Consider the following 20,745-nt stretch of genomic DNA (forward strand, 5'->3'; position numbering starts at 1 on the left):
GGCCGGAGCACCGGGTCGATGCACGGGCCATGATCGATCGCGGTCCGTTTGCGATGTTGTTTATCCGCTGCAAATTCGGCATCAGTCACCACCCGGCCGAGTCGATCATGGCCGGGGATGCGGCGCTCGCCGTTGCCGTGCTGACCGATTTTCTGACCCGTTTCGATCCCCGCGTTTCCAATCAAGGACCATCCCAGTGACCCAGCAAGCTGCCACCACGATCGCGACCTTTCTGCACGGCGAGCGCGCGCGCCAGACCGCATTTCTGGCGGCGCTGGTCCGCGCACCGTCCGACAATCCGCCCGGCGATTGCGCGGGCCACGCCGAGGTTGCGGCACAATTGCTGGAGGGGCTGGGCCTCACCGTCGAACGCCATGTCGTGCCGGCCGCGCGCGCTGGCGAAACCGGCATGATCAGCGCGACCAATCTGGTGGTGCGCCATCGCTTCGGGCCGGGGCCGGTCGTCGCACTCAATGCGCATGGCGACGTGGTGCCGCCCGGTGATGGCTGGACGCATGATCCCTATGGCGCGACGATCGAGGATGGCTGGATGTTCGGGCGCGGGGTTGCGGTGTCGAAATCCGATTTCGCGACCTATACCTGGGCGCTGCTCGCGTTGATCGCGCTCGATGGACCGCTGCACGGCGCCATCGAGCTGCATTTCACCTATGACGAGGAAGCCGGCGGTGCGATCGGGCCCGGGCTTTTGCTGGAGGAGGGGATGTCGAAACCCGACCTCGCGATCGGTGCCGGATTTTCCTATGCCGTGGTCAACGCCCATAATGGCTGCCTGCATCTTGAAGTGCAGGTCGAAGGCCGCTCGGCGCATGCCGCCATGCCGTTCACCGGCATCGATGCGCTGGAAGCGAGCACCGCCGTTCTGGCCGCGCTATACGCCCAGCGCCCGATCCTGGCCGAGACCACATCCGCGATCGGCGGCATCGGCAGTCCGCAACTCACGGTCGGGCTGATCAAGGGCGGCATCAACACCAATGTCGTGCCCGATCGCGTCACCTTCCGGCTCGACCGGCGCATGATCCCTGAGGAAAATCCCGCAACGGTCGAGGCGGAATTGCGCGCGATCATCGAGCAGGCGGTGCGGGCGGTGCCGGGCGCGACCGTGACGGTCCGCCGCATTCTGCTCGCCGAGCCGCTGGTTCCCGCGGCGGGGGCGGACGCGCTGACCACGCTGCTGTGCCGCCACGCCTCGCGGATCATGGGCGAAACCGTCACCGCCAAGGGCGTGCCGCTCTATACCGATGCGCGGCACTATGCCGCCGCCGGCGTGCCGATCGTGCTGTATGGCGCCGGGCCGCACACGATCGAAGAGGCGAACGCGCATCGGGCGGATGAAAAACTGCCGTTGAGCGATTTGTACAAAGCCACCGAAGTCGTGGCGCTGACGCTTGCGGAGCTGTTCGGCGCGACGCCATGAGCTTGGCCGCGCCCTATCCGCGCGATCTGGCGGGATACGGGCGCACCCCGCCCGATCCGCAATGGCCGGGCGGGGCCAGGATATGCGTGCAGTTCGTGGTCAATTACGAGGAGGGCGGCGAGAACAATATCCTGCACGGGGATGCGGCGTCCGAGGCGTTTCTGTCGGAGATTCCCGGTGCGGCGCCCTGGCCGAACGCGCGGCACTGGAACATGGAATCGGCGTATGAATATGGCGCGCGCGCCGGGTTCTGGCGGCTCTGGCGACTGTTCACCGGCCGGCAGATCCCGGTTACGGTGTATGGCGTCGCCACCGCCCTGATGCGCGGGCCCGAGCAGGTCGCGGCAATGCAGGAGGCCGGCTGGGAAATCGCGTCCCACGGGCTCAAATGGATCGATTATCGCGATGTGCCGCGCGCCGTCGAGGCGGCGCATCTGCGCGAGGCGATTGCGCTGCATACGCGCATTACCGGCGCGGCACCGAGCGGGTTTTACCTTGGCCGTTGCTCGATGAACACGCGTGAGCTGGTGATGGCGCAGGATTGTTTCGCCTATTCATCGGACAGCTATGCCGATGATCTGCCCTATTGGGTCGCTGCGGCGAACGGCAGCCACCTGGTCATTCCCTACACGCTCGATGCCAATGACATGAGGTTTTCCACCAGCCCCGGTTACGCCTCCGGCGATGATTTCTTCGCCTATCTGCGCGACAGTTTCGATTGGCTGCTGCATGAGGGCCGCGCCGGCAGTCCGAAAATGCTGAGCGTCGGCCTGCACTGCCGCCTTGCCGGTCGGCCGGGGCGGGCGGCGGCGCTGGCGCGCTTTATCGACCACGTCGCGGCGCAACCCGATGTGTGGGTTGCGCGGCGGATCGACATCGCGCGCCATTGGCGTGCGGTTCACCCGCCGGGCTAACGCGCGGATTGTTCGAGTTGTTCGAGCGCGCGCGGCAGCAGGCGGGCGAGGCGGGTTGCCCAGGCGGCCTCGCCGGCTTTGGTTGCAATCAGATCCTGGCGGATTTCGAGTTCGGCGTAATCGAGCCCGTTGCGTTCGGCGTGCACCGGCACGCCGTAGTCGGTTGCATCCGAGACCGCATAGGGGTCGTTTTCCGTGACGATCAGATCGCCCTCCGCACGCAGCAGATCGGCCAGGATCAGTGAAAAGCGAGGGTTGCGGTTGAACAGCACGGCGGCGTGCATCGGTCGCGCATGGCCGTGAAAGACCGGTGTGAAACTATGCATGGCAATATAGATCGTTCGTTGGCCGCGTGCGCTGCGGGCCGCGATCTCGCCGGCGATCATGCTGTGATAGGGCGCGAAGATCGCCTGCATCCTTGCGTGTTTCGCCGCATCGTCCAGGCCGTGATTGCCGGGGATCGGGGTCGCTTCGGAAACCTCGGGAAAGGCGCTCGGCGCCGCCGGCGGGCGGTTGCAATCGATCACCAGGCGCGAATAAGTCTGCAAAATCGCGGTGGCACCGAGCTGTAGCGCGAGTTGTTCGGTCACGCCGGCGATGCCGATATCCCAGCCGATATGCCGCTGGCGGTCTGCCTCGCTCACGCCGAGGTCGCCGAGCGCGTGGGGAATGCGGCGCCCCGCATGATCGGCGGTGAGCAGGAAGGCGCTGGTGGCGTCGGGGTAGAGGCGGCGGCAGGGCGGCGGTTCGTCGGGGAGCAGCATGGGTGGGAGAGTATCGGGTTTTGGGTCGGGAGGCGAGGTTGGGCGTGAGGGAAGGGAAGGCTTCTTTTTTGTAAAAAAGAAGCAAAAAACTTTCCAACCCTGGGGCACGGGCGTTTTCAAAGGCACGGACCCAAATTAAAAAAGTTTTTTTTGCTTCTTTTTTGTTCACAAAAAAGAAGACTCTTCCCTTGCCTTCGCTTTCTACCCCCGCGCCCGCTGCGCCAACCCCAGCAGCGTCTGCCGCGCGATCGCCTCCGGCACGCTGCCGGTGCGTTTGCAATCGGCTTCGGCACGAAGAGCGCGGTCGATCGCGGCGATAATCGCGGGTTCGCGCCAGCTGCCGGCGGCCTTGATCACCGCGCCCTGGCGGCGGAAAAACACCGGCGGTCGGCGGGCCGCGAGCGCGTCGCGCGGGTTGGCACCGTGCGCGATCGCCTCCGCCATCAGGCGCAGGCCGGAAAGCTCGGTCAGCAGCACCCGAAGGATCGCCACCGCCGCCGCGCCCTCATCGATCGCGAGGCTGATGGCGTGGTCGGCCGCCCTTGGGTTGCCGGCGAGCGCTGCGTCGATCGCATCATGCATCGAGGCGGTGCCCTGGTCGTCGAGCACGGCGTCGATATCGGCGATGGTGATCGTGCCGCCGGGGCCGGCGTAGAGAATGAGGCGTTCGGCGGCATCGGCCAGCGCGCCGGATTCACCGCCCAGCCGCCCGGCGGCGAGGGTCAGCGCGTCGCGCGCGATGCCGACCCCGGCGGCGCGCAAGGCGGCTTCCAGCATCGGGCCGCGCGCCGCGGCATCGGGGATGTAGCAGGCGATCGCGGCGGCATCGCTGTGCTTTTCGGCGAGCGTACGCAGCTTCGAGCGGCCGTTGAGGTCGCCGCCGGTCGCGATGACCAGGGCATCGCCCCGTGTGGCAAGTGCCGCCTCGAACGAGGGTGCCTGCTTGTCGCCGACATCGCGGATCAAAATCACCTTGCGCCCGCCGCCAAACGCCTGCGCAGTCGCTTCCTCCGGCAGCCGATCCGCCTGCTCCGCATCAAGCTCGGCAAGCCGGAACGGATCGTCGAGCGAGCCGGCGATGCGCCTAGCCAGGGCGCGCGCCCGGTCGGTAACCAGGGAGGTATCCGGGCCGTAGATCAGTACCAAACGGGTGGCACCGGGGTTGGCCAGAAACCGATCGGCCTGGCGCGCGTCTAGTTTCATGGGGTGGTGCCGTTTGAGAAGAAAGGCCAGGGGCCCTGCCCCTGGACCCCGTTAAAGGCGGAGCCTTTAAAATCCATTAGTTTTAGGCAAGGGGAGGGCGACCCAGGCCAGATCAGCGGAAAGTCCGAGGCAGCGCCCTCCCCTTGCCTAAAACTAGCGGGTTCTAAGGGCTCCGCCCTTAGTGGGGGGTTCGGGGGGCAAAGCCCCCTGATCTTCCTTCCCAAACGGCACCACCCCAACGGCCCGGCACTACGCCCCATGATCGGGGTGAGCGCGGAAATAGAGTGCCAACTGCATCGCGATCTGGTTGGCCAGTTCGCGCGCCAGCTGGTGGCGCATGATGCCGCCATCAAGCGTGTTGGCGAAATACTGGTTGTCGATGATGTTTTCCGCGTCCATCGCCTGGGCGTTGCCTTTGGCGAGCGCCGTGGTCAAATTGCCTTCGGGCGTGAGTTCCCAATGCGCGGTGGCGAGGAAGCGGTTGCGCGTGTTCGAGGTATCCTGCTGCACGCCGATGATCTGCACCGAAATCCCGTACTGCACGGTCAGGTGATAGCGATAGAAGCTGGGCGCGCCATCGCGCTGCAACGCCGCTTCCAGCGCCTGGTGCATCACCTGACCCTGGCGATCGGCCAGCGGTGCGATGTCGATTTCATCCATCTGCGCCGCGATGCGCGCGGGCTGGCCGGCCTGGGGGCCGTACAGCGGGTGAAAGCCGCAGGCCGACAGCGCCAGCACGCAGGGCAGGGCGAGGTACCTACGCACGGATCACGAAATTCAAAATCCGGTCCGGCACATGGATGCGCTTGACGATGGTGACACCGTCGAGCGCCTGCGCGATTTTCGGCTCGGCCATCGCGGCCGCGACCGCGGTTGCCGCATCCGCCCCCGGTGCGAGGTCGATGGTGCCGCGCAGCTTACCCATGATCTGGACCGCGAGCGTCACCCGATCGCGCCGCAGCAGATCAGGCTCGGCGGTCAGCCACGGCAGGTCCGCCACCAGCGGCGCGCCGGATTCGATCAACGCATGGGCTTCCTCGGCGACATGCGGAATGATCGGCGCTGCGAGGCGGATCAGCGCCGTCACCGCTTCGCGCCGTGCCGCTGCCATGCCGGGTGCGGCCTTGGCCTCGGCATCGGTGATCGCGTTGCTCAACTCATATAGCCGCGCGATCGCCACGTTGAAGGCGAACCCATCGATCGCTTCGGTCACCCCGGCGATCGCCCGATGGGTCGCCTGGCGCAGCACGCGTGCAGCGCCACTGGCCTGATCGAGCGGTGTGGCATCGGGTGCATCCTGCGTCAGGCTGCGCGCGAGCCGAAAGAGTCGCTGCACGAAGCGGAACGCGCCCTGCGCCCCGGCCTCGGTCCATTCGACATCGCGCTCCGGCGGATTGTCCGACAGGGTAAACCAGCGCGCCGCATCCGCGCCGAACCGCTCGATCACCACGCTGGGATCGACCGTGTTGCGCTTGGATTTCGACATTTTCTCGATCGGGCCGACGATCACGGGCCGTCCGTTGCTGGTCGCCGTACCATCGCTGTGCTTGACCACCTCATCGGGGTAGAGCCAGCGGCCGTCTTCGGATTTATAGCTCTCATGCGTCACCATGCCCTGGGTGAACAGCCCGGCGAAGGGCTCATCGACCCCGACATGGCCAAGCCGGTGCATCGCCCTGGTGAAGAACCGCGCGTAGAGCAGGTGCAGGATCGCGTGTTCGATGCCGCCAATATATTGATCGACCGGCATCCAATGCTTCGTCGCCGCCACATCGGTCGGGGTTTCGGCATGGGGGGCGCAGAACCGGGCGAAATACCACGAACTGTCGACGAAGGTATCGAACGTGTCGGTCTCGCGCAGGGCCGCCGCCCCGCATTGCGGGCAGGCGACGTGCTTCCAGGTCGGGTGATGATCGAGCGCGTTGCCCGGCCGGTCGAACGGCAGATCATCGGGCAGGCGCACCGGCAAATCCTTGGCCGGTACCGGCACCGTGCCGCAGATTTCGCAATGGATCACCGGGATCGGGCAGCCCCAGGCGCGCTGGCGCGACACGCCCCAGTCGCGCAGGCGCCAGTTCACCACTCCCTGGCCGATGCCGCGCTGTTCCAGCTCGGCGATGACGCGCGTTTTGGCGGCAGCGACATCGAGCCCATCGAGAAAGTCGGATGCCACGATCACGCCATCGCCGGTCAGCGCGACGGTGCCGACCTCGGCCGCCGGCTCGCCTTTGGCCGCGACGACCACGGTCACGTCGAGCCCGTATTTGCGGGCGAAATCAAGGTCGCGCTGGTCATGCGCCGGGCAGCCGAAAATGGCACCGGTGCCGTATTCCATCAGCACGAAATTCGCGATCCACACCGGATAGGTCGCGGCGGTGAACGGGTGTTTCACCCGCAGACCGGTATCGAACCCGCGCTTTTCCGCGGCTTCGATCGCGGCTTCGGACGTGCCGCTACTCTGGCAATCGGCGATGAAGGCGGCGGCCTCGGCGTTCCGGGCCGCAACCGTGGTCGCCAGCGGATGATCCGGCGCGATCGCGAGGAAGCTCATGCCGAACAGCGTATCCGGCCGCGTCGTATAGACCTTGACGTGATCGATGCCGTCCAGCGGGGTGGCGAGGGCGAAGGACACATTCGCCCCTTCGCTCCGCCCGATCCAGTTGCGCTGCATGGTGCGCACCCGCTCCGGCCAGCGGTCGAGCGTATCGAGCCCGGCGAGCAGATCTTCGGCGAATTCGGTGATCTTGAAAAACCATTGGCGCAGCTTGCGCTTTTCGACCAACGCGCCGGATTTCCAGCCGCGCCCGTCGATCACCTGTTCGTTCGCCAGCACGGTGAGATCGACCGGGTCCCAGTTGACCGCCGACTCCCGCCGGTAGGCGAGGCCCGCGCGCCAGAAATCCAGAAAGATCTTTTGCTGCTGGCCGTAATATTCGGGGTCGCAGGTGGCGAATTCGCGCGACCAGTCGATCGACAGGCCGACCAGTTTGAGGTCGTTGCGCATCGCTTCGATGTTCTGATGCGTCCATTGCGCCGGATCGACGCCGCGCTCACGCGCCGCGTTTTCCGCCGGCAGGCCAAACGCATCCCACCCCATCGGGTGCAGCACATCGAACCCCTGGGCGCGGCGGGTCCGCGCGATCACATCGCCGATTGCGTAGTTCCGCACATGACCGATGTGGATTTTCCCGGATGGATAGGGAAACATTTCCAGAACGTAGCATTTCGGCCGCGTGCCGCTCGGCTGGTCGGTCGTGGTAAAGCACCCGGCCGCGGCCCATGCCGCCTGCCAGCGCGGCTCGGCCGCCCGGAAGTCATAGGCGTGGTCGGAGCCTTGATCGGGCGCCAGATCGGGCTGGTTCTGGTCCATCCGTTCAGCCGTTCAACTGCCCGGCCGCCTTGAGTTGCGCGGCGCGCGCCAGGATGCGATCCTCGATGCCGTTGGCGGTAGCCGGATCGACCGGTTGATCGACCCAGTCGCCACCCTGGCGGATCTGGCGGAAAATCGACACTTTCACATCGTTGGCCGAGAGCATGCTGCCCAGCACATACGCCGTCGCCTTGAAACGCTCGTTCGGCGTCGCGGGCGGCGAATACCAATCCGTGATGATCACGCCGGCGAACGGATCGGCCGAGGCGAGCGGCATGAAGCTCAACGTATCGAGCGAGGCGCGCCACAAATAGGCATTGACCGCAACACCGGTCGCCGAACCGGCCGGCGCGGCATGACCACCGCCGCCGAGCGTGAGCAGATTGCCCAGGCCGCCGCCGGGATGGTTCATCGCGGGCGGGGTGTACTGCGTCTGCGGGTTGTTGATCTGTGCCGCCGTCAACGGTTTGCTGCTGCTGCATGAAGCAAGACCGAGGGCCGCGACCGCCAGAAATGCCAGCGCCGGGCCTTGGTTGAAACGCTTTGTGACCAGTTTGCTGTGAAGCCGCACGTTCATCTCCGCTCAGTCGCAGCAGGAAGTCTGCGCGACACTGTGGGGTGTTTAGCCTTGCTGCCGCCTGACGCCAAGGGCAAGCGCGGCACGAGCAGGCAGGGCGCTGTTTTTTGAAATAAACCGTGCATCCCTGACCCGAGTGCGACCGGCCACAAAAAAGGGGGCGACGGCTCACACCGTCGCCCCCGTTCGTTGTTCGGCGTATCAGCCGATCGTCAGATCACCACTTGAGAGCGGCACCCGCGCCGATCGCCTGGCTGTGCATGCGGTTGCCCACGGTGGTGTTGGTCTTGCTGTTGGCGAAGTCGAAGCCGTACTGCTTGCGCTGGCCATACAGATAGGTGACGAACAGACCGAGGTTCGGGGTGACGGCGTAGTTGGCACCGACCGCAACACCATTGTCCTGCTCGGTACGGCCGACGCCGTTGCCCGGCAGATGCGCACCGGCGCTCTGGTTGTTGAAGTAGTAGCCGCCCACGGTGACCGGGCCGGCGGTGTATTCGGCGCTGACCAGCCAATCAAAGGCATTACGCTGGCCGGGGAGCAGGAAGGTGTAGCCGTTGTTGACCTGGCCGTCCTTCGCGTTCGCGCCAACCATGAACCCCGCGTAGGAAATCTGACCGCCAACAGTGGCGATGCCCAGACCCTTGTAGCCGGTCTCATGCGTGATTGCGCCGGTCTCCGGTGACACGATCGTCTCGATCGAAGACCCCGTGCTGTTGCCGATCGGCGAGGACTTGATGTAGCCGCCCGAAACCTTCACACCGACGCCGCTGAATTCGCCGGTATACTGAACCATCGCATCGAGCGTGTTCTTGCGGCGGGCATTGCCGGCGCCACCAGGCGCGCTGGCGAGGGCCGCGCAAGTGCTCTGCGCCACGGTGCAGGCGGCGAGACCTTCCTTGATGCCGTTCGAATTCGGCTCAAAGCCGATACCCGCGTTGAAACCGGCGAAGGTCGGCGTGAGGTACACGATTTTGAGGGTGGTGTAGAGCGCCCCGGTGTCCGAGAACAGCCAGGTCGGGTGCGCAGCGCTCGGCACGATCGAGCCGATGCCGCCGTCCGAATTCCACTGGTTGCCGTCGCCGAAGTTTTCGAACACGCCGTCCTGCATCAAAGTCCACGGGCCATCGCCCTGGCCGATCCGCACGATGCCGGCCTGCTTGGTGCCCAAATAGGCATAGGCGCGGCGGATCACGAGAGATTCCGTGCCGTTCGCAGCAGCATTTTCCTGCATGCCCTGGCCGGGATTAGTGTAGGCATCGCGAATTTCCGAAGCGACACCGTATTCGAACCCGCCGGTCGTCATCGCATCAAAACCGGGATACAGGCGCAGGAACCCTTCGTTGGCGATCGGGTTCAGCTTGTAGCCGCCATAGCTGTTGACCGAGGAGCCAACGGCATCGAGCTGGTACGTGAACAAACCGTTCAAATGAACGACCAGCGTGCCCGGCTTCGGCGGTGTGGCTGCCTGTGCGTGCGCGGCACCGGTTGCTCCGGCTACCATGCCCAACGTGGCCACCGAGGCCAGTAGGAATTTGCGCATATAAACCTCCATGTTGCCGGTCTCCCGGCGTTAACCCTGTTTTCGACCCGGCCAATGCTTCAACATCAACCTCTTCACTACCGCGCCAAAATACAGACGTCGGAAGCGTGCGAGCGGATAAAACGCATTTACCGAGACGGAAGCAACATGCCGAACCGCTGTTTTCGGCTATTTCGATCGCCTGTTGTTTCGATGCCACAGTATATGTCACTCAGATGACAGGGCCTCGATCGCGCCGAACCCGCCGCAACCAGCCCCAAACCGCCGCCCCACCGCGCCGGTCACGCCGCCCAGCGCCAGCACCGGCACGCGGCAACGCCGTGCCAGCGCCGCCCATCGCACCGGCCCCAGCGCACCCGCACCCGGATGACTCGCCGTTGCGAATGCCGGCGATAGAAACACCAACGACGCAAGCCCCCCCCGCGCCGCGATCATTTGCCCACAATCATGCGCCGAAGCGGTGTTGACCACGCCGCGATAACGCGCCCGCGGCGGCACACCGCCCCGCAGATGCACCCCCGCACCCAACGCGGCCGCCAGCCGCCAATCGCCGGCAATCACCAGCGCGATCCGCCGGCTCCGACACAGCGCCGCCACCTGTCGCGCCAGCGCCGCCCGGCCGGGCGCATCGTCATGGCGGAACACCACGCCGCTGATCCCGCGCGGCAGCGCCGCAATCGCGGCCAACAGATCAGGCTGGCGACGTTCATCGCTAAACAGCCACAAAGTCGGATGCCGCGCCCGCCGCCGGCGCTTGACCGCGCGGGCCAGGCTGATCAGGTGTTGATCCATGACCGATGATCATCCGATTCCCGACATCGCCGCAACCATCGCTGCCCTCAACCGCCGCATCACCCAGGCCGCCGCCGGGCGCGCGGTCACGCTGATCGCGGTTTCGAAAACCAAACCCGCCACCGCGATCGAGGCCGCCCTCGCCGCCGGCCAGTTGGTGTTCGGCGAAAACCGCGTCCAGGAAGCCGCGCTGAAATTCCCGCCGCTGCGCGTGACCCACCCCGACATCGACCTGCACCTGATCGGCCCGCTGCAAACCAACAAGGCACGCGACGCCGTGCTGCTGTTCGACCAGATCGAAACGCTCGACCGCCCCAAACTCGCCGACGCGCTCGCCGCCGCCGCCGAGCGGGAAGGGTCGATGCCGAACCTGCTGGTGCAGATCAACATCGGCGATGAACCGCAAAAAGCCGGCGTCGCGCGCGCCGAGGCCGATGCGTTCATCCGCGCCATGCGCGCCCGCTTCGGCGCCGCGCTGCGCGGGCTCATGGCCATCCCGCCGGTCGGGCAGGACCCGGCACCCTATTTCCGCGACCTCGTCGCGATGGCCGATCACCACGGCCTGCCGGTTCGCTCGATCGGCATGTCGGACGATTTTGAAATCGCCATCGCCTGCGGGGCGACGCAGGTGCGGATCGGGTCCGCCTTGTTTGGCGGGCGGTAAGGCAGGGGAAACAAGGCCTACTTTTTTGTAAAAAAGTAGCAAAAAACTTTTATTCGTCAGTATAGAGCTGTGTTTTTACTTTTCTGATCGTGCTTGGCACTGAATCGGTGGTGGTCAGCCTCAGGATGGGGGCGGTCTGCGTTGCCAGCCATGTTTCGTGGCTAAGCAGGCTGCGGTGCTCCAGGCCACCGCCGTCATACGATTCCGCCCATTCCATGAACGCGGTGTGGATTGCCGCCATGTCGCCGCCCGGCGCGATGCGCTCACCATACCGGTCCACCTCACGCCGGCGCAACCGCGCCATGCGCTCGACCGGATCAAGCCGCAGAAACACGATCAGATCATAGAACGGCGCAATCTCGTCGTCCCATCGCAGGGCCGATCCCGAAAACACCCATGCCCCCGAAATCGGCAGCCGCGCCCGCAGCAGAGCGCGCCGTTCATCGGCATCGCGCTTGGTGGTGAACGGCGGATTGGTCGGGAGCCATAAAAAATCATCGGAATCCGCATGAGGCACGCCAAGCGCCGCCGCCAGCGCGTCTCCCAGCGTCGTCGTGCCGGACCCCGAAGCACCCAGGACATAGACGCGCGGCATTATCGGTCGATCGCGGCGATCGATCGGCTCATATGAACGATCGTGCGGCCATCGTCCTTGACCTCCTCATGATCGATCGCAAAGCCAAGTTGTTGGTACAGCGCAATGTTGCTGGTCATTTTCCGGTTGGTATAAAGCCGCACCCGGCCAAGTCGATGGTCCGCCGCAACACTGTCCGCATGCGCCATCAACCGCCTGCCATGGCCACGACCGGCATGCGCCGGCAGCACCGCGATATTCTCGATAACAAGACAGCCAGGCTCCGGCACCAGTTCGATCAGCGCAATGATCGTGCCATCCGATTCAAGCACGTCGATCAGATGATCGCGCACCGCGACGGCATAATCCACCAACATCGGCACCGGCTTACGCCCGATGATCGGCACCCATTTCGCATAGGCCGCATCGGTCACCGCGGCAATCACATCGGCATCGGCCACGGTCGCGCGGCGTAGGACCGGACCGATCGCGGTTTCGATTGTATCGGTCATCACGGGACGATATCGGTTTGACAAAATTTGACAAGCCGATTCGTCGAGGATTGACGGCAAGTCGTAGAAAGCAAGACCTTCTTTTTTTGAAAAAAAACAAGCAAAAAAACTTTTATCCATAAGGCCGCCGAAGATAAAACCAACGACGACCCAACGAATAAAAGTTTTTTGCTTCTTTTTTACAAAAAAGAAGTCTTGCCTGACCTGAACCTCAAACCGAGTAATACATCTCGAACTCAACCGGATGCGGCGTATGCTCGAACCGGTACACTTCCGACCATTTCAGCTCGATATAGCTCTCGATCTGTTCCTTGCTGAACACATCGCCGGCCAGCAGGAAGTCGTGATCGGCGGCGAGCGCGCCCAACGCCTCACGCAGCGAACCGCAGACGGTCGGAATGCCTTTCAGCTCTTCCGGCGGCAGATCGTACAAATCCTTGTCCATCGGATCGCCCGGGTGGATCTTGTTCTTGATGCCGTCGAGCCCGGCCATCGCGATGGCCGAATAGGCCAGATACGGGTTGGCCGAGGCATCCGGGAACCGCACCTCCACGCGCTTGGCCTTCGGATTGGTGGTGTAGGGAATCCGGCACGAGGCCGAGCGGTTGCGTGCCGAATACGCCAGCAGCACCGGCGCCTCGAACCCGGGGATCAAACGCTTGTAGCTGTTGGTCGAGGGGTTGGTGAACGCGTTGATCGCCTTGGCGTGCTTGATGATGCCGCCGATGAAATACAGGCACATCTCCGACAGATCGGCATAGCCGTTGCCGGCGAACAGCGGCTTGCCGTTCTTCCAGATCGACTGATGGGTGTGCATGCCCGATCCATTGTCGCCATAGATCGGCTTGGGCATGAACGTCGCGGTCTTGCCGTAGGAATGCGCGACGTTGTGGACGCAGTATTTATAAATCTGCATCTGGTCGGCCATTTTGGTCAGCGAGCCGAACCGCGTGCCCAGCTCGTGCTGGCTCTGCGCCACCTCGTGGTGATGCTTTTCGATCGGCAGACCCATCTCGCCCATCGTCGCCAGCATTTCCGCGCGCAGATCGCTCTCGGAATCGACCGGCGGCACCGGGAAATAGCCACCCTTGATGCCAGGCCGATGCCCCATGTTGCCTTCCGGATAATCCTTCAGCGACGAACCGGGGCCTTCCATGCTGTCGATCTGATACATGCCGAAATTGCCGCCGGTGCCGAACTTCACCGAATCGAACACGAAAAATTCGGCCTCGGCGCCGACCACGATGGTATCGCCAATGCCGGTCGACTTCAGATACGCCTCGACCCGCTTGGCCGTGCCGCGCGGGTCGCGCGCATAGCCCAGACCGGTCGAGGGCTCGATGATATCACAGAACAAAATCATGCTCGGCTTGGCCGCGAACGGGTCCATCACCGCGGTCTCGGCGTCCGGCATCAGGATCATGTCGGATTCATTGATCGCCTTCCAACCGGCGATCGAAGACCCGTCGAACATGATGCCGTCGCGAAACGCGTCCTCGTCCATCGTCGAAATATGCTGGGACGTGTGCTGCCACTTGCCACGCGGGTCGGTGAACCGCAGGTCGACGAAATCGGCCCCGTTCTCCTTCATCATCGCGATCGCTTTTGCTACTGCATCGCCGCTGCCGGCTGGCTTCTTCGCCATCTTGGTCCTCACTGCTGGTCAGATTGATGATGCCGCACGATGCGGCACCGTTACGGAAACTGTCAAATCGCGGCTTCGCCCTTTTCGCCGGTCCGAATGCGAATGACATCTTCGATGGTGGAGACGAAAATCTTGCCATCGCCAATCCGCCCGGTCCGGGCCGCATTGGTGATCGCCTCGATCGCGCGCTCGGCGACGCTGTCCTCGCAAATCACCTCGATCTTCACCTTGGGCAGAAAATCCACCACGTATTCAGCGCCGCGATACAATTCGGTATGACCTTTCTGGCGGCCGAATCCCTTGGCTTCCAACACGGTGATGCCCTGAAGCCCAACCTCGTGCAAGGCTTCCTTCACCTCGTCCAGCTTGAACGGTTTGATAATCGCTTCGATTTTTTTCATCCGGTTCACGCCCGATCCGAGACGGGCACCCTCCTTGTTGCTGGTTTATCTCGGCGGGCAAATGCACGCACCGGCCCTTGTCCGGCCGGCAACACTGCGATGCATATGCCGTGCCAACGACACCTGACGCCAGGGATCGTTGCGTTGCTCACGGGATCGGCATAGCCTGTGCCCAAAACAAGTGCAGTTCATGCCTAGTTTACGAACGCCGCACGCCAAACCCCTTGCCCTTCCGTCGTCTCGCACGATACTGCACACAAATTGCCTCAGGGAGCCAGACCGTGAAATCGCCCAACCTCATGCTCGACGCCATCGGCACGACGATCTTCACGGTCATGTCCGCCCTCGCGACCCAGCACGGCGCGATCAACCTCGGCCAGGGTTTCCCCGATACCGATGGACCCCAGGACGTGATCGATGCCGCCGCCGCCGCCCTGCGCGATGGCCGCAACCAATACCCGCCGCTGACCGGCGTCGCCGAACTGCGCGAAGCCGTCGCCGCCGCCAACCACCGTTTCTACGGCATCACCGTTGATCCAGCGACCGAAGTGGTCGTCACCTCCGGCGCCACCGAGGCGATCACGGCGAGCCTGATGGCGCTGCTCAATCCCGGTGACGAAGCCGTGCTGATCGAACCGCTCTACGATACCTATCTGCCCGTCGTGCGAATGCTCGGCGCCACCGCCAGGCTGGTCCGCCTGAACCCGCCGGACTGGCAGCTGCCGCGCGCCGAGCTCGAAGCAGCGTTCGGCCCCAAAACCAAACTGCTACTGCTGAATTCACCGATGAACCCGACCGGCAAGGTCTTCTCCGCCGACGACCTCGCGTTCATCGCAGCCCTGCTGACCCGACACGATTGCTACGCCGTATGCGACGAGGTTTACGAACATTTGATCTTCGATGGTCTGAAACATACGCCCCTGATGAGCCTGCCCGGCATGCGCGAACGCTGCCTGCGCATCGGCAGCGCCGGTAAAACCTTCAGCCTGACCGGCTGGAAAATCGGCTACGTCACGGCCCCCGCGCGCCTCGCCACGCTGGTCGCCCGCGCGCACCAAAACCTCACCTTCACCACGCCGCCCAATTTGCAACGCGCCGTCGCCATCGGCCTCGCCAAGGACGATGCCTATTTCGCTGCCATGGGCACCGACCTCGCCGCCAAACGCGACATCCTCGCCGCCGGCCTCCGCGACATCGGATTCATCGTGCTGCCGAGTTCCGGCTCCTACTTCATCACCACCGATTTCACCCCCCTCGGCTTCGAAGGCGATGATGTCGCCTTCTGCCGCCACATCACCGAACACGCCGGCGTCGCCGCCATTCCGGTCTCCGCCTTCTATCCCGCTGACGCGCCGACCCACTACGCCCGCTTCGCCTTCTGCAAACGCGAAACCGTGCTCCGCGAAGCGATCGATCGCCTCAGCCGGCATTTTGCCGCGCGACAGGCAGCGGAATAGGGTAGGAAAGTTAAGGAAGCGCTACTTTTTTGAAAAAAAGTAGCAAAAACTTTTGTTTGTTTTAGGGCCGTTCGCTGCCGTCAGGTCGGCGCCGCTTCGCTGGATAGGCCACCCGCGCCCGGCCAAAATCCCCGCCATCCGCCAACTCCGCCTTGCCGATATGGACATGGCCGCGGCGGTCATGCGCGCCTCGTTCGACGACCGGCTGCCGCAGCCCGCCATTTCTACCAAGCCCATGGGTTCATCTCCATCGCCTGTACCGACGGGACCGGCAATGAGGACCAAGCGCCCGACGTTCGATATCGATGGACCCCAGCGCCGCTGGAAGCCAAGCGAGACTAACGCAAACGCAAGAATCTTCTTTTTTGTGAACAAAAAAGAAGCAAAAAAAACTTTGTTAATCTAGGTCCGTGCCGGTGAAACCGCCCATGCCCCAGCTCAAAAAAGTTTTTTGCTTCTTTTTTTCAAAAAAGAAGTGCTTTCTTCCTTTCTCACCCCCCGCCCACCGTGGTTATCTCCCCTCGTGCGCACCGCCCCAACCCCGCTGACGATCTCACTCCTCGACCGCTTCGCCCTCATCATGGCGATGCTGGCCGAAATCGCCGTCAACCAGGGCCACGCGCAACACCTTCCGGGGGCCAAGATCATCGCCATCTGGCAGCGCCTCACCAGCATCGCCGCCCGTTTCGCGCGCGCTGTATTGCGCGGCCCCACCCCAAGCCGGAAGCGCCTCACGCCCGCCAAACCCAACCGCGCCAAGCGCCCCTCCCTGCCGGATGGCTTCGGCTGGCTGCCCCGCGTCTTCCCCGGCACGCACGACATGCCCGCGGCCGTCACCTACCCCGCCCAGCAACTCCGCGACCTGCTCGCCGATCCCACGATGGCCGAACTGATCGAAACCAATCCCGCCATCGGCCGCATCCTCCGCCCCCTGTTCGAAGCCCTCGGCATCGAACGCCCGGCCATCCTCGCAATCCCCCAACCAGCGCCGGCCGCAGCCGTGCAGCGCGAACCCGCCCCACCGCCCGCCGTCTGGCTCCCTCCCGATCCGCCCCCGGCCTGGACGCAGCCAACCTCCGAGGACGGGACGCAACGACCACCAACCCGCACCGAACCCACCACCCCACCGCGCTTATTTCATTACGATTACGAAACAATATAACGCCCGTCATGCGCACATCCAGAACCCCGCGCCTCACAACGCCTCAGATCCGGCGCGCGCACCAAGCCTCGACCGCGTCCCGATTGCAACCGAATGGCGCGCGGATCGCATCACACGATCTTGCTTGCGCACGGCACTTGGCGCACCATACCGACCATGCATGATCCGCTCCGTCTCACCGCCATTCAGCTCGCACCCGGCGCCGACAAGGCTGCAAACATCGCCCAGGCGCGCGGCCTGATCGAAGCCGCGGTGCCGCAGGATCGGCCACAGCTGATCGCCCTGCCGGAAATCTGGACCTGCCTCGGCGGCGACCGTGCGACCAAGTTCGCCGCCGCCGAAACCCTGCCGGAACCCGGCGGCACCGGCGGTGCGGCCTATGAGTTTCTGCGCGAGATGGCGCGCACCCATCAAATCCACGTCCACGGCGGCTCGATTGGCGAATCGGGCGGCGACAAACTGTTCAACACCACGCTGGTGTTCGACCCCACCGGCACCGAAATCGCCCGCTACCGCAAAATCCATCTGTTCGACATCGTCACGCCGGATGGCCAGGGCTACCGCGAAAGCGCCATCTACGGCGCGGGCGACCAGCTCGTCACCTTCAAGCTCGGCGCCGCCACCATCGGCCTGACCATCTGCTACGACATGCGCTTCCCCGAACTCTACCTCGCGCTGCGCCGCGCCGGTGCGGACATCATTCTGGTCCCCGCCGCCTTCACCCTGCAGACCGGCAAGGACCATTGGGAGGTGCTGCTGCGCGCCCGCGCGATCGAAACCCAGTGCTGGATCGCCGCCCCCGCCTGCACCGGCACGCATTTCGACGGCTCGAACGAACCGCGCGTCACCTACGGCAATTCGCTGATCGCCGACCCGTGGGGCATCGTCACCGCCCGCTGCTCGGATGGTCCGGGCTTCGTGACGGCGCGGATCGATCTCGCGAAATCCGCCAAACATCGTGCTGACATGCCGGTTCTCGAACACCGAAAACTGGTGTGACCAAAATCCACTTCGCCGCCGCCGCGACCGAACAGGCGCGCGCGGCGAGGGAAAAACTCGTCGCCGCCTACGGCACCGTCGCGCCGCAGGAGGCCGAAGTGGTCGTCGCCCTCGGCGGCGATGGGCTGATGCTGGAAACCATCCACCGCATGCTCGACTACAAACTGCCGGTCTATGGCATGAACTGCGGCTCGGTCGGTTTCCTGATGAACGACTTCGCCGAAGCCGACCTGCCCGCCCGCATCGCGCGCGCCATGAGCAACGACCTGCACCCGCTGCGGATGCACGCCGTCACCATGACCGGCGCGGTCGAGGAAGCGCTCGCCTTCAACGAGGTCAGCCTGCTCCGCCAACTCCGCCAGGCCGCCAAAATCCGCATTCTGGTCGATGGTAAAATCCGCATGCCCGAACTGATCGGCGATGGCGTGCTGATCTCCACCCCGGCCGGCTCCACCGCCTACAACCTGTCCGCCTACGGCCCGATCGTGCCGCTCACCGCCAATCTGCTGCCGCTCACCGCGATCGCCGCGTTCCGCCCGCGGCACTGGCGCGGTGCCTTGCTGCCATCGTCGTCGGAGGTCGTGTTCGAAATCCTGGAGCCGGAAAAACGCCCGGTCTCCGCCGTCGCCGACTCGACCGAGGTGCGGCGCGTCATCTCGGTCGCCGCCAGCGAAGACCGCTCGGTCTGCGCCCGGATATTATCCGACCCCGACCGCGCCCTGTCCGAGCGCATCATCCGCGAGCAGTTCACGGTGTAATGTGCCGGCGCGGGCTGGTCAGTTCAGGTCGGGCTCGTCGAACACCGCATAGGCGCGGCCGTTCGCATCGCGCGCCTTGATCACCATGTCCGGCCGGTGGTGAATGCCCGAGTAATGCGTGATCAGCGATTTGCGCAGCGTGCCGGGCTGGCTGGGCGAACCGCGGTGGATCAGCCGGCTGTGCCAAATCAACACATCGCCCTTCTTGCCCAGAAACGGCACCACCGGAATGCCGCAACCCGCGATCTTCGCCTCGATCGCCGGGGTCACGAATCGCTCGGCGTATTTCGGCCATTGGTTGATGCCATGCGCCGGCTCGATCCGGGTGAGCTCTTCCTCGGTCAGATGCGCGCGCACCCGCGCGCCGCGCATCAACCCCCAGCGATGCGAGCCCGGCACGTATTCGAACGGCCCGCTGTCGGGTGCGATATCATCAAGCGCGATCCATACCGCCGCATACCAGGTGTTGACGAAATCCGGGTTCAGATAATCGTCCTGATGCCATTCGCGCCCGGTGGTCACCCAGGCGGTCAACGCCAGATGAAACAACATCTCTTCGCCGACCAGCGCGCCCAGCAGATCCATCAGCGGCGGATACAGCGCCACATCGCGCAGGCTCGGCAGCCCGACATAGCAATGCCCGTATTGCCAACCCGCCAGATGCCCCTTGACACCGGCGCGATAGGCGGCCCGCCGCTCGATATAGGGGTCGAGCAGGGCATCGGGGATGAAACCGCGCTTGATCACCACGCCATCCCGCCGCCACGATGCCTGATCGGCGGTCAACCCCGCCTCATCGACCCCGGGTCGATCGAGCGGCGGCAAGGTTGCGGGGTCGGGGAACTCGACCAGATCCTCGAATGTCACCATGGTCTCCGATTCCGACATCGCCCGTTCTCCCTTGTATCAGCAGAGTCTAACGGGCGGCGCCGGGTCGGGCAACCGCGTCAGGCCAGCAGATGCGCCACCGCGTCGCGCTCTTCCTTCAACTCGTTCAGCGTGATCGCGAACCGCTCGGTCGCGAATTCATCCATCGCAAGCCCCGAAATCCGCGTCACAACACCGCGCTCGGCGGTTACCGGCACACCGAACATGATGTCCTCTGGCACGCCATAGCTGCCGTCCGAGGCAATCGCCATCGACACCCATTTACCGTGCGAGCCCACCACCCAGTCGCGCATCTGATCGATCGCGGCATTGGCGGCCGACGCGGCGGATGACGCACCGCGCGCCTCGATCACCGCCGCACCGCGCTTGCCGACGGTGGGAATGAACACCTCGCGGTTCCACGCCTCGTCATCGATCATCGCGGCAAGCTTGCGCCCGCCCGACTCGGCGAAGCGATAATCGGGATACATCGTCGGCGAGTGGTTGCCCCAGACCACCAGTTTCTCGATCGTGCCGACATCGATGCCGGCCTTGCCCGCCAGCATCGAGGCGGCACGGTTGTGATCGAGGCGGATCATCGCGGAAAAACACGCGGGCGACAGATCGGGTGCCGATTTCATCGCGATATAGGCATTGGTGTTGGCCGGGTTGCCGACCACCAGCACCCGCACGTCGCGCGATGCCGCCTCGTTCAGAGCGCGGCCCTGCACGGTGAAAATCTCGGCATTGGCGCCCAGCAGATCCTTGCGCTCCATACCCTTGCCGCGCGGCCTGGCGCCGACCAGAAACGCGATATCGGCATCCCGGAACGCCACTTTCGGATCATCGGTCGCCGCCATGCCCGCCAGCGTCGGGAAGGCGCAATCCTCGAGCTCCATCATCACGCCCTTGAGCGCGCCCTGCATCTGCGGCAGATCGAGCAGCGTGAGTACGACCGGTTGATCCGGCCCCAGCAGCGCGCCACTCGCGATGCGGAACACCAGCGCATACGCAATCTGACCGGCGGCGCCGGTAACGGCGATGCGGACGGGGGATTTTTCCATGGGACTTGCTCCTGATTTGATGCGCCGCACTATCGCCCGCCGGG

22 protein-coding genes are annotated in these 20,745 nt (G+C 64.5%); 9 read left to right on the top strand and 13 right to left on the bottom strand.

The window, feature by feature from the left end:
• The first annotated feature begins 29 nt into the window (after window positions 1–29).
• Genes BW994_RS19640 through puuE form a run of 3 tightly spaced genes read left to right on the top strand, consistent with a single transcriptional unit; the run spans window position 30 to window position 2,349 of the window.
• Window positions 30–200 carry a hypothetical protein gene (locus BW994_RS19640; protein WP_170198557.1) on the top strand — a complete coding sequence of 57 codons (171 nt, stop codon included), beginning with the start codon at window positions 30–32 and terminating at the stop codon, window positions 198–200.
• A complete protein-coding gene (locus tag BW994_RS09785) occupies window positions 197–1,435 on the top strand; it encodes a M20/M25/M40 family metallo-hydrolase (protein WP_076454524.1) in 1,239 nt (412 codons plus the stop codon). The genes BW994_RS19640 and BW994_RS09785 overlap by 4 nt, the downstream gene beginning before the upstream one ends.
• Window positions 1,432–2,349 (top strand): allantoinase PuuE, encoded by a 918-nt coding sequence (gene puuE, locus BW994_RS09790; RefSeq protein WP_029313016.1) that lies wholly within the window; start codon window positions 1,432–1,434, stop codon window positions 2,347–2,349. Before BW994_RS09785 ends, puuE begins: the two co-directional genes overlap by 4 nt.
• On the opposite strand, the gene BW994_RS09795 is transcribed toward puuE, so the two are convergent.
• The 7 genes from BW994_RS09795 to BW994_RS09825 all read right to left on the bottom strand — a co-directional run bounded on the left by BW994_RS09795 (window position 2,346) and on the right by BW994_RS09825 (window position 10,598).
• Entirely contained in the window at window positions 2,346–3,113 is a 768-nt protein-coding gene (locus tag BW994_RS09795; protein WP_035229882.1) for an N-formylglutamate amidohydrolase, read from the bottom strand. The two genes, puuE and BW994_RS09795, sit on opposite strands and share 4 nt — an antisense overlap.
• A gap of 201 nt (window positions 3,114–3,314) precedes the next feature.
• A complete protein-coding gene (gene holA, locus BW994_RS09800) occupies window positions 3,315–4,316 on the bottom strand; it encodes a DNA polymerase III subunit delta (RefSeq protein WP_029313014.1) in 1,002 nt (333 codons plus the stop codon).
• Between the two features lie 249 nt (window positions 4,317–4,565).
• Entirely contained in the window at window positions 4,566–5,081 is a 516-nt protein-coding gene (locus BW994_RS09805) for a hypothetical protein (protein WP_029311879.1), read from the bottom strand.
• A complete protein-coding gene (leuS, locus tag BW994_RS09810; RefSeq protein ID WP_029311880.1) occupies window positions 5,074–7,686 on the bottom strand; it encodes a leucine--tRNA ligase in 2,613 nt (870 codons plus the stop codon). Before leuS ends, BW994_RS09805 begins: the two co-directional genes overlap by 8 nt.
• 4 nt (window positions 7,687–7,690) lie before the next feature.
• Entirely contained in the window at window positions 7,691–8,257 is a 567-nt protein-coding gene (locus BW994_RS09815; RefSeq protein ID WP_035228896.1) for a DUF3576 domain-containing protein, read from the bottom strand.
• 223 nt (window positions 8,258–8,480) lie between these two features.
• Window positions 8,481–9,806 (bottom strand): porin family protein, encoded by a 1,326-nt coding sequence (locus BW994_RS09820; RefSeq protein ID WP_029311882.1) that lies wholly within the window; start codon window positions 9,804–9,806, stop codon window positions 8,481–8,483.
• 207 nt (window positions 9,807–10,013) lie between these two features.
• Entirely contained in the window at window positions 10,014–10,598 is a 585-nt protein-coding gene (locus tag BW994_RS09825; protein ID WP_029311883.1) for a thiamine phosphate synthase, read from the bottom strand.
• On the opposite strand from BW994_RS09825, the gene BW994_RS09830 reads away from it, so the two are divergent.
• Window positions 10,597–11,262 (top strand): YggS family pyridoxal phosphate-dependent enzyme, encoded by a 666-nt coding sequence (locus BW994_RS09830; RefSeq protein WP_029311884.1) that lies wholly within the window; start codon window positions 10,597–10,599, stop codon window positions 11,260–11,262. The two genes, BW994_RS09825 and BW994_RS09830, sit on opposite strands and share 2 nt — an antisense overlap.
• A 49-nt stretch (window positions 11,263–11,311) precedes the next feature.
• Here the strand turns inward: BW994_RS09830 and BW994_RS09835 are convergent, their stop codons facing one another.
• The 4 genes from BW994_RS09835 to BW994_RS09850 form a co-directional block, all read right to left on the bottom strand.
• Window positions 11,312–11,857 (bottom strand): P-loop NTPase family protein, encoded by a 546-nt coding sequence (locus tag BW994_RS09835; RefSeq protein WP_029311885.1) that lies wholly within the window; start codon window positions 11,855–11,857, stop codon window positions 11,312–11,314.
• Entirely contained in the window at window positions 11,857–12,348 is a 492-nt protein-coding gene (locus BW994_RS09840; protein WP_035228878.1) for a GNAT family N-acetyltransferase, read from the bottom strand. Before BW994_RS09840 ends, BW994_RS09835 begins: the two co-directional genes overlap by 1 nt.
• 211 nt (window positions 12,349–12,559) lie before the next feature.
• Window positions 12,560–13,993: a type I glutamate--ammonia ligase gene (gene glnA / locus BW994_RS09845; RefSeq protein ID WP_029311887.1), complete on the bottom strand. Its 1,434-nt coding sequence runs from the start codon at window positions 13,991–13,993 to the stop codon at window positions 12,560–12,562.
• Between the two features lie 62 nt (window positions 13,994–14,055).
• Window positions 14,056–14,394: a P-II family nitrogen regulator gene (locus BW994_RS09850; RefSeq protein WP_029311888.1), complete on the bottom strand. Its 339-nt coding sequence runs from the start codon at window positions 14,392–14,394 to the stop codon at window positions 14,056–14,058.
• Between the two features lie 299 nt (window positions 14,395–14,693).
• On the opposite strand from BW994_RS09850, the gene BW994_RS09855 reads away from it, so the two are divergent.
• The 5 genes from BW994_RS09855 (at window position 14,694) to BW994_RS09875 (ending at window position 18,770) form a co-directional block, all read left to right on the top strand.
• Entirely contained in the window at window positions 14,694–15,851 is a 1,158-nt protein-coding gene (locus BW994_RS09855; protein ID WP_081849079.1) for an aminotransferase, read from the top strand.
• A 166-nt stretch (window positions 15,852–16,017) separates the two neighbouring features.
• Entirely contained in the window at window positions 16,018–16,257 is a 240-nt protein-coding gene (locus BW994_RS19210) for a hypothetical protein (protein ID WP_139334063.1), read from the top strand.
• Between the two features lie 117 nt (window positions 16,258–16,374).
• Window positions 16,375–17,013, top strand: coding sequence for a hypothetical protein (locus BW994_RS09865; protein ID WP_051657338.1), 639 nt, complete (start codon window positions 16,375–16,377; stop codon window positions 17,011–17,013).
• A 156-nt stretch (window positions 17,014–17,169) separates the two neighbouring features.
• Window positions 17,170–18,012, top strand: a complete 843-nt coding sequence (locus BW994_RS09870; RefSeq protein ID WP_029311892.1) for a carbon-nitrogen hydrolase family protein — start codon at window positions 17,170–17,172, stop codon at window positions 18,010–18,012.
• Window positions 18,009–18,770 (top strand): NAD kinase, encoded by a 762-nt coding sequence (locus tag BW994_RS09875; RefSeq protein ID WP_029311893.1) that lies wholly within the window; start codon window positions 18,009–18,011, stop codon window positions 18,768–18,770. The genes BW994_RS09870 and BW994_RS09875 overlap by 4 nt, the downstream gene beginning before the upstream one ends.
• 18 nt (window positions 18,771–18,788) lie before the next feature.
• Here BW994_RS09875 and BW994_RS09880 read toward each other — a convergent pair whose 3' ends face one another.
• Window positions 18,789–19,658 (bottom strand): phytanoyl-CoA dioxygenase family protein, encoded by an 870-nt coding sequence (locus BW994_RS09880; RefSeq protein WP_029311894.1) that lies wholly within the window; start codon window positions 19,656–19,658, stop codon window positions 18,789–18,791.
• A 59-nt stretch (window positions 19,659–19,717) separates the two neighbouring features.
• Entirely contained in the window at window positions 19,718–20,701 is a 984-nt protein-coding gene (locus BW994_RS09885; protein ID WP_029311895.1) for a malate dehydrogenase, read from the bottom strand.
• Between the last annotated feature and the right edge of the window lie 44 nt (window positions 20,702–20,745).

The organism is Acidiphilium rubrum, from assembly GCF_900156265.1.
Lineage (GTDB): Bacteria > Pseudomonadota > Alphaproteobacteria > Acetobacterales > Acetobacteraceae > Acidiphilium > Acidiphilium rubrum.